Source organism: Lacinutrix sp. C3R15 (genome assembly GCF_018860825.1).
In the GTDB taxonomy this organism is placed as follows: domain Bacteria; phylum Bacteroidota; class Bacteroidia; order Flavobacteriales; family Flavobacteriaceae; genus Oceanihabitans.
In genome coordinates, this window is the sequence record NZ_JAHKPZ010000023.1 from 157,379 (window position 1) to 166,601 (window position 9,223).

8 protein-coding genes are annotated in these 9,223 nt (G+C 32.9%); all 8 read left to right on the top strand.

Features of this window, described 5'->3' with window-relative positions:
• Positions 1 to 2 precede the first annotated feature (2 nt).
• Entirely contained in the window at positions 3 to 881 is an 879-nt protein-coding gene (locus KO494_RS08500) for a hypothetical protein (RefSeq protein WP_215967177.1), read from the top strand.
• Positions 882 to 899: 18 nt separating this feature from the next.
• Positions 900 to 2,327 (top strand): MBOAT family protein, encoded by a 1,428-nt coding sequence (locus KO494_RS08505; RefSeq protein ID WP_215967178.1) that lies wholly within the window; start codon positions 900 to 902, stop codon positions 2,325 to 2,327.
• Positions 2,327 to 3,223, top strand: coding sequence for a hypothetical protein (locus KO494_RS08510; protein ID WP_215967179.1), 897 nt, complete (start codon positions 2,327 to 2,329; stop codon positions 3,221 to 3,223). Before KO494_RS08505 ends, KO494_RS08510 begins: the two co-directional genes overlap by 1 nt.
• A gap of 13 nt (positions 3,224 to 3,236) precedes the next feature.
• Positions 3,237 to 4,415, top strand: a complete 1,179-nt coding sequence (locus KO494_RS08515; RefSeq protein ID WP_215967180.1) for a glycosyltransferase family 4 protein — start codon at positions 3,237 to 3,239, stop codon at positions 4,413 to 4,415.
• Positions 4,402 to 5,610, top strand: coding sequence for a glycosyltransferase family 4 protein (locus KO494_RS08520; RefSeq protein ID WP_215967181.1), 1,209 nt, complete (start codon positions 4,402 to 4,404; stop codon positions 5,608 to 5,610). The genes KO494_RS08515 and KO494_RS08520 overlap by 14 nt, the downstream gene beginning before the upstream one ends.
• 111 nt (positions 5,611 to 5,721) lie before the next feature.
• Entirely contained in the window at positions 5,722 to 6,462 is a 741-nt protein-coding gene (locus KO494_RS08525; RefSeq protein ID WP_215967182.1) for a bifunctional 2-polyprenyl-6-hydroxyphenol methylase/3-demethylubiquinol 3-O-methyltransferase UbiG, read from the top strand.
• Between the two features lie 73 nt (positions 6,463 to 6,535).
• The gene (locus KO494_RS08530) at positions 6,536 to 7,612 is read left to right on the top strand and encodes a glycosyltransferase family 4 protein (RefSeq protein ID WP_215967183.1); all 1,077 of its coding nucleotides are present in this window, start codon (positions 6,536 to 6,538) and stop codon (positions 7,610 to 7,612) included.
• 112 nt (positions 7,613 to 7,724) lie between these two features.
• Positions 7,725 to 9,050 (top strand): glycosyltransferase family 2 protein, encoded by a 1,326-nt coding sequence (locus KO494_RS08535; protein WP_215967184.1) that lies wholly within the window; start codon positions 7,725 to 7,727, stop codon positions 9,048 to 9,050.
• Positions 9,051 to 9,223: the final 173 nt, after the last annotated feature.

Here is a 9,223-nt window from a genome sequence, read left to right on the forward strand (position 1 = left end):
ATATGAAAAAATTTGTATCCCATTTTTTTAAGCTTTTGTTGTTATCTGTACTCGTACTTATAGCCTTAGATTTTATGTATACAAAAATATATAGTAGCGCTAGGTATAATAGAAGTAAGGTGTCTTGGGTGAAAAATATAAGTAATGAAACCCCTTTGGATTATGCTGTTTTTGGTTCTTCTAGAGCCGCTTTTCATATTATTCCCAAACAAATATTAGAAAAAACGAATCAGTTTGGAGTAAACCTTGCATATCCTGCAGCAACAAATTTAGAGATAAAATTAATGGTGAAGCATTTCTTGGAAGAACATGAAGTGAAAAGAATTTTTATCCAAGTAGATAAGGTCTATAATAAAGAAACTATAGATCCCATTGCAATAACACCATGGATGCCTTACCTAAGAACAGATTATGTGTATAATGAAATAGCAAAACAAGATTCTTTAGCCTTTTTTAAGAAGTATCTACCATTTTATAGGTATATGCTTTACGATTCTAAATTAGGCTTTAGAGAGCTTTCTATGGCTTTTATAAAAGAGGATAAAGTGGAAGAAAATCTTGGGTTTTCAGGGATTAATGGAACGATGAAAAAAGAGGCTACGTTTCGCATAAAAGCATTGGAAAATAAAAAAAACAGACATCTCTTAGAAATCTTAGAAATTTGTAAGAAAAATGCAATTCGTTGCTATTTTTTTACGGCACCCTATTACCAAACCGATTTTAATACGGAAGTTTTAAAAGAAAATCTTCCCAATTATATGGATTTTTCTAAATCAATTAATAATATTAGCATGTTCAATGATTACCAACATTTAAATATACAAGGAGCAAAGGCTTTTACCGATTTATTTATAGGAACGTATTTTGAAAACAAAAAATAATTTAGATATTAACTAACGATGCTATTTAACTCCATAGATTTTGCTGTTTTTCTGCCAATAGTTTTTATAGGGTATTGGTTTGTAACCAAGCGATCACTGTCCTTACAAAACATCCTTCTTGTTTGTGCTAGTTATTTGTTTTATGGGTGGTGGGATTATCGTTTTTTAGCGTTAATCGCTTTAAGTACCCTTGTCGATTTTATAGTTGCTAAACAATTACAAAAAGAAACAGTAGGCAAGCGAAGAAAAGCACTCCTTTTTGTTAGCTTAGTTTTCAATTTAGGCATGTTAGCCTTTTTTAAATACTTTAACTTTTTTATAGAAAGTTGGGTAGATGCATGGCAGTTGTTTGGCATTGAAATGCAAACTGCTACGTTAAAAATTATTTTACCAGTAGGTATTTCATTTTATACCTTTCAAACCTTGAGTTATACCATGGATGTGTATAGAAAGAAAATAGAACCAACCAATAGTTTTATACAGTTTGCTGCATTTGTGTCTTTCTTTCCGCAATTGGTAGCAGGACCTATAGAAAGAGCTTCGCATTTATTACCACAGTTTCAAACCAAACGTGTTTTTAATAGTGAATTTGCTATTAGCGGATTGTATCTCATTATTTGGGGATTATTCAAAAAAGTAGTGGTAGCCGATAATTGCGCCTATTTTGTAAATCAGATATTTGATGGGTATGGCAGTTATTCTTCCATGGAATTATTTCTGGGCGCTGTTCTTTTTGCTTTTCAAATTTATGGCGATTTTTCAGGGTATTCCGATATTGCCATTGGGGTTTCTAGATTATTTGGTTTTAATTTAAAAACGAACTTTTCCTTTCCTTATTTTTCTAGAGATATCGCAGAGTTTTGGAGACGTTGGCACATTTCTTTGTCTACATGGTTTCGCGATTATTTGTATATCCCGTTAGGAGGTTCTAGAGGATCTACTTGGCAAAATGTTAGAAATGTATTTATCGTGTTTTTAGTCAGTGGTTTTTGGCATGGTGCCAATTGGACCTTTGTGGTTTGGGGCGCTATTCATGCCATACTGTTTTTGCCTTTATTACTATTGCAATCCAATAGAAAACATATTACGTCTACCAAATTAAGCCTGCAACAAGTACCTATGTTGGTGGGCACCTTTGTAGTGGTAACTATGGCATGGATCTTTTTTAGAGCAGATAGCGTAAGTATAGGTTATCAGTATATACTAGATATCGCTAGTTTTAATAGTGGCACTACACAAGTCTTTTATAAGACTTCTAAAACCGTATTATTTACAGCTATTATTGTTGTAAGTATTGGTATATTGCTCCTGTTTGAGTTTTTAGCCATTCAAAAAGATAAAAAAGAAGTAGCATTAAATAAGTATACCGCTATAGTTGTTGTGCTTTTAATCTGTTTTATGGGGGTGTTTAAAAATCCGTCCGCGTTTATATATTTTCAATTTTAATGATGCAGTTGTTTTTTAAAAGAATCGGTTTTATTCTGTTACTAGCTATTGGTTTCGCTACGCTAGTGTCTGCTGGTAGCCTATGGCTTTTGCGTCAGTCGTCTTTTTATAAGCCTTCTTTTCTAGTAAATGATATCCCGGAAAAAGACTTTGATTATATTGTGTTAGGAGCAAGTACAGGCTTGACGACATTAAATACTAGCGTTATAGATTCGGTGATACAAACAAAAGGAATTAACTTGTCTATGGATGACACCGCTTTATCCAGTCAGTACTTGATGTTAGAACATTTTTTAGCACAAGGAAAAACGACAAGATATTGTGTTTTGGCGCCAAGCGCTGCTAGTTTTGATGCTAAAGATCCTGATATTAGTGATAATGATTATCGGTTTTTACCATATATTAATGAAGCCTATGTTTTTCAATATTTTAAGCAGTATGCTAGTACAAGAGCAAAGTTAATAAGCAATTCGAAATGGTTACCTATGTTAGGCGTATCTTATTTTAATGTGGAAGTGTTTTATCCTTCCTTGTTTACGATTATACAGCCCAAAAAAAGAAATAGATTTGATGCCAAAGGGAATTATACCTATCCGATAAAAAATAATAAGGATGCTGCTATTTCTGAATTTAAAGCATTTCCGGTTTCTTTTTCAAATCCTTATGTAGCGAAAATAAAAGCCTTATGTGTGGCTAATAATATAGAACTGATTTCTTATTTTTCGCCTATAAAAGCAAAAAAAGTGATTGCGAAAACCACTAGTTTTCCGATTATTAATCATAGCGATGTATTAAAAAACGAAGCTTATTTTTATGATGAAATACATGTGAATACGAAAGGCAGGCAAATGGCGAGCATACATTTTGCCAATGTATTTCAATCTTTATTAAAGTAATGAGATCTAATTAATGAAAGACCAATTAAAAATAGCTGTTTATTCTGGAGATATACCCAGTACTACTTTTATTGAAAGGTTAATACAGGGATTATCGCATACCGGAAATAGAATCTATTTGTTTGGTTTTATTAAAAAGAAAACAAGGTATCCCGCTTTGGTTTCTGTTTTTGGGTATAAAAACACAAGAGTACATAAGGCATTACATTATATAAAATACAGTTTTTTGTTATTCTGTTTTAAAAATAAAGAAAAACAAAAACTAGATGGTATTTTAAAAGCACAATCTAAAAACCTATTATTGGATAAGGTAAAAAGCTATCCCGTATTATGGCATAAACCAGATGTTTTTCATGTACAATGGGCAAAAGGTCTTGCCGATTGGGTTTGGGTGCAAGAATTTGGTATAAAGCTCGTGCTTAGTTTGCGTGGAGCGCATATTAATTATTCGCCTATTGCAGATCAGGCATTAGCAAGTAGCTATCGCGAACATTTTCCTAAAGTAGATGCCTTTCATGCGGTATCTAAAGCCATAGGAGTAGAAGCGGAAAAGTATGGTGCAGCAACAGAAAAAATACACGTAGTCTATAGTGGCTTGCCGCAAGGTAAAGCGCATGTTGAAAAGCAAAAAACAAAAACAGTCTTACAAATGATATCCGTAGGAAGAGCGCATTGGAAAAAAGGTTATACCTACGCATTAGATGCCTGTAAAATATTGAAAGCGCAAGGTGTCAAGTTTCACTATACGATTGTTGGTGGTACAAATGATATAGAATTTGCATACCAATTGCATGATCTTCACTTAGAAAAGGAAGTAAGCCTGATAGATAATTTACCTTATGCCAAAGTGCAAGCATTAATGCAACAAGCAGATTTACTTGTATTGCCAAGTGTAGAAGAAGGTATTGCAAATGTAGTTTTAGAAGCCATGCAAAACAAAACCTTGGTTTTAAGTACTAACTGTGGTGGTATGGATGAGGTTATTGCAGATGGTGTTAATGGCTTTATGGTACCTATACGCAACGCAAAAGCCATAGCAACAAAAATAGTAGAAATAGTAGCCATACCAGAAGTAGAAAAAGAAGCCATACGTAAAAAAGCAGTACGCACCATTAACACACAACACAGCGAAGAACAAATGGTAAACCAAATGTTAGCAGTATACCAAAGCCTATATCATGACAAAGCATAAAACAGAAAAACCAAGTATTGGTATGGTATTGTCTACAGTGCCTAAATACTCTGAAACCTTTTTTAGAAATAAAATAAAAGGGTTGCAGGAAGCTGGTTTTTGTGTGGTTTTGTTTGTAGACTATGTGCATGCAGATGCTGCTGATTTTGCCTGTAAGGTGGTAGCGGGAAAAAATTTTAATGTAGGTTTTTTTAAAGCTTTATGGTATAGTTTTTTAGCCATAAGCAAGTCTTTATTTGTGCACCCTAAAAGAAGTTATCGTTTATATGCATTAAACAAAAAAGATGGCATGTCTTTAAAAAAGAACATTAGAAGCATTATTTTAAACCAGTTCTTTTTTAACGAACAGGTAGATTGGTTGCATTTTGGCTTTGGTATGTTAGCGGTTACAAGAGAAAATGTAGCAGCTGCTATGGATGCAAAAATGGCGGTAAGTTTTAGAGGCTATGATTTATACTTATCACCTTTAAAGCATCCAGGCTGTTATGATGTGTTGTTTACAAAAGCGGTAAAATACCATGTATTGTCACAAGAAATGCAACAAGAATTACAGGATTATAAAATAGCATGTAACAAAATACAGGTAATTACACCAGCAATAGATACCCACTTTTTTACAGCAAGCAAAAGAAACCAGTATGGTAATGTATTACAATTAGCAACTGTTGCGCGTTTGCACTGGAAAAAAGGATTTGTATATACTTTAGAAGCTTTAGCGCTTTTAAAAAAGAAAGGAATAGCCTTTCATTACACCATTATAGGAGATGGAGAGGAGCGCGAACGGTTGGTTTTTGCAGCACAGCAACTAGGTATCTTGGAGCACATTACCTTTACTGGAAAATTATTGCAAACCGAAATAAAAAAACAATTAGAACAAACCGCAATCTATGTACAATATAGTATTCAGGAAGGGTTTTGTAATGCGGTTTTAGAAGCACAATCTTTAGGTTTATTATGTGTAGTATCTAATGCAGAAGGACTGGCAGAAAATGTATTAGATACCAAAACAGGTTGGGTAGTACCAAAACGAGAACCAGAAGCTTTAGCTAAAAAAATAGAAGCCGTTTTTTCTTTACCCGATGAAGAAAAGCAAAAAATAAAAACAAATGCTATTACCAGGGTACAAAACACCTTTGGTTTACAGCAGCAACATAAGGCTTTTGTACGTTTTTATGGCCTAAATAAAGAAATCTAGGGTGCTAAAGTGGTATCTTTTATAGCTTTTGCCTAAAGATTACCGTTTTTTAATACATAATATCTATTATTGTAAAACGATTAGAATTAAATTTACTATCTATACGTAATTATGACACAATATGAATACATGCGTTGGTTTACTTTTTCATTAATGCCTACGCATTTAGTAACTGTTCGTAATAATATAAAACAGTTATTAAAAGAACATAAAAAAGGAAAAACAATACCAGATGTTTTAGATGTTGGCGGACGTAAATCACCCTATACCATAAATCTTCCTGCAAATGTGACTTTATTAGATGTGCCACAGGAAGAAGGAACGCGAGAAGCATTAAATTTGGGTTTTACAAAAGATATATTAACTACTATTCAAAAAAAACGTAGTAATATAAAAGATGTTGTTATAGAAGATATGACCAAATCTACACTGCCAGATGCCTCGTATGATGCTGTAGTGTGTATTGAAGTGATAGAGCATGTAGTAGAAGATGACGTTTTTGTAAAAAACATTGCAAAAGTTATAGATAAAGGCGGTTGGGCTTATTTTACCACTCCTAATGGAGATTATATCAAGAACGAAGGTCCTAATAAAAACCCAGATCACGTTAGGCATTATACCCGATTAGAATTGCAAACGCTATTAGAAAAGTATTTTGATAGCGTAGATGTACATTATGGGGTAAAAACTGGAAAATACAGAGTGCAAGGCTTAAAAAGTTATAGTGTAAAAAGACCCATACAAACTCTGCAATCTATTTTTTCTAATATTATTAATAGAATGCAATCTAAAGACGTAGCAGATACCGAGGAAGAAACAGCGCATTTAATTGCTATTGGGTATAAGGATTAAAGCCAAGACTTTTTTCGTATTTTAAGAATCAGCATCTAATAATTATTTTATCTTAAAAAAGACATCCATATAAGTGAAAATATTATTGTTATATACATATAATAAAGGTTTGCTTTCTAACTTTTTCCAGGAGTTATCTGGAAAATTGGTTACGGATGGACATGAAGTGTCTAATTTTTATTTTAAACATAAGAAAGCTTTTTTTATTCAAGAAGGGATTCAGGTGTATGGAGAGAAACGCGGTGGTTATTTATATAATTATAAAAATATATATAAGGTTATAAAAAAAACAAAACCAGATGTCATTATTTCTAACTTCAGTTACGTTAATCCTGCGTTGTTATTTGGAAAACTGTTAGGCGTTAAAAAAAATATAGTTTGGTTTCACACGGTTTATGAACATGATAAACCTAGTACGTTTAAAGTGTATCGAAAAGCACTTTTTTTAAAAATGGCAGATATAGTAATCGCTAATTCTGAAATTTTACAAAAAGAAATGCAGGATATTTACGGAGTTCGTAGTAAGAATACGCGTTGTGTTCCTTTTTGGTCTAATATATTGAATTATCGCAACTCGGTAAGTGAGCTAAATATTAACAAGGATTCCAGTGTGCTTAAATTGGGGGTTCCAGGTAGATTGCTCATGGATAAGAACCATCAGGTTGTTATGGAGGCATTATCTGTTTTAAAGGATACGTATGAGCGAGAGATACATTTGTATATTGCTGGAGGAGGTCCAGACAAATCCAAATTAGAGGACATTGTCGACAACCTTAACCTTCAAAAAGAAGTAACCTTTTTAGGTGTTTTATCTGTAAACGAAATGATCGTTTTTTATGAAACGATGGATGTTTTAGTGTTACCTAGTTTAAATGAGGCATTTGGATTAGTTTTTATCGAGGCTATTTCATTAGGTAGACCTGTTATTGTTTCCTCAAAATTTGGTGCTTTAAATTTTTTAGATGCTGAAAAAATGAATCTTAAGGATTTTTGTTTTCATCCGAATTCTGTCGATGAGTTAAAGGAACTTTTAGTTTCTTATATAGAAAATAAGGGGATAGAAGGAGAATACTTTAAAGATATTTACAAAAACACATTTGACAAAAAATCGATTTATAAACAGATTAAAAATATTATAGTTGAAAAATGATTTACAATTATTTGAAAAATTAACAAAATGGAGAAACACTAAAAAAGGTCTAGTACATATATCCTTTGCCGTTTTTTCTGATTATTTATGCCATAAAATATTCTACATTTAAATGCTTTTTAAATTTCTTACATATTTACAGCCAACCCATTATTTTCAGCTATTTACAAAAGCGAATACCTCTGTTTTTCCCATTGTAAAAAGTATACCAGAATCTGTTTTATTGCAGTTAACAGTAGATACAACATATACCTCTACTTTAGCACAAGATTATGATTTGTCTTGGCAAGCAGTACAAAAAGGATATATTGGAGAAGCACCAACATATACCACTTTTGAAAAACTGTCAGCACAAGATAACTACCATTTTATACGTAAGTATTTTAATAAAGCATGGGTTTTTTATGTGTTAGTACTTCGTTTGTTTTCGTTTAAAAATCCTTTTAAAGAAATTACAGCTTGGTTAAAAACGCGACAGGTACAACGTGTTTCTATAGGAAGTAATCCTATTGTGTATAACGATTACAATACCTTTGAATCGGCATTAATAAAAGAAAATCAAAAGGTAAGTGTGGTCATCCCTACGCTAAATCGTTATGATTATTTAAAAGCGGTACTAAAAGATTTGGAGCAACAAGACTACAGTAATTTTGAAGTTATTGTTGTAGATCAATCCGAACCTTTTCATCCAGATTTCTACAAAGATTATACCCTAGATATTAACTTAGTTCGACAAGAAGAGAAAGCACTTTGGTTAGCGAGAAATAACGCTATTAAGAATGCAAAGGGAGCTTTTATAGCATTATCTGAAGATGATGTGCGTATCGCACCTAATTGGATTTCTAGTCATTTAAAATGTTTAGATTATTTTAAAGCGGAGGTATCTGCAGGTGTTTTTTATCCAGAAGGGAAACAAATACCAAAAGACAGAGCCTTTTTTGCAATAGCGTCACAATTTGCAACAGGAAATGCCGTCTTGTATAAAAGCGTTTTTGAAAAAGTAGGACTGTTTGATAGACAATTTGAAAAGCAACGTATGGGAGATGGCGAGTTTGGTATGCGTGTGTATTTACAAGGAATAAAAAGTGTGTCTAACCCTATAGCATCTTGTATAGATGTAAAGGCAGGAACCGGAGGTTTACGCGAAATGGGAAGTTGGGATGCCTTTAGACCTTCTAATTTTTTTGCCCCAAGACCCATACCTAGTGTGTTGTACTTTTTTAGACGTTATTTTGGTAATAAAGCAGCACGACTGGCCATGTTACGCACTATACCTATATCTATTTTCCCGTATCAGTTTAAAAAAAATAAGTCTTTATTGGTTTTAGGAAGTGTATTAACCGTTTTAATACTTCCTTTGGTTTTTTATCAGGTTTTTACTTCTTGGCGTTTAGCGAGTAAGAAGTTGCAGGAAGGGGATAAGATTGGGGAGTTGTGAGGTTTAATTAAATAACTAATAATTAAAAAAGAATAGCTAAAAAGGAAACATTTGTCAGTTCGAGTGAAATTGCTTTTTTTGTTTTGTATTATGTGTATTGCCGTCCGAGTAATCAAACAAGAGTAAGCACATCAGAGTGATGTCCCCTAGAGGGGACTTTAGGGGTGTATAGA

Bases quoted from the DNA above. Each gene is read 5' to 3' on its own strand.
- KO494_RS08500 (WP_215967177.1), top strand. From the start codon at position 3: ATGAAAAAATTTGTATCCCATTTTTTTAAGCTTTTGTTGTTATCTGTA.
- KO494_RS08505 (WP_215967178.1), top strand. From the start codon at position 900: ATGCTATTTAACTCCATAGATTTTGCTGTTTTTCTGCCAATAGTTTTT.
- KO494_RS08510 (WP_215967179.1), top strand. From the start codon at position 2,327: ATGATGCAGTTGTTTTTTAAAAGAATCGGTTTTATTCTGTTACTAGCT.
- KO494_RS08515 (WP_215967180.1), top strand. From the start codon at position 3,237: ATGAAAGACCAATTAAAAATAGCTGTTTATTCTGGAGATATACCCAGT.
- KO494_RS08520 (WP_215967181.1), top strand. From the start codon at position 4,402: ATGACAAAGCATAAAACAGAAAAACCAAGTATTGGTATGGTATTGTCT.
- KO494_RS08525 (WP_215967182.1), top strand. From the start codon at position 5,722: ATGACACAATATGAATACATGCGTTGGTTTACTTTTTCATTAATGCCT.
- KO494_RS08535 (WP_215967184.1), top strand. From the start codon at position 7,725: ATGCTTTTTAAATTTCTTACATATTTACAGCCAACCCATTATTTTCAG.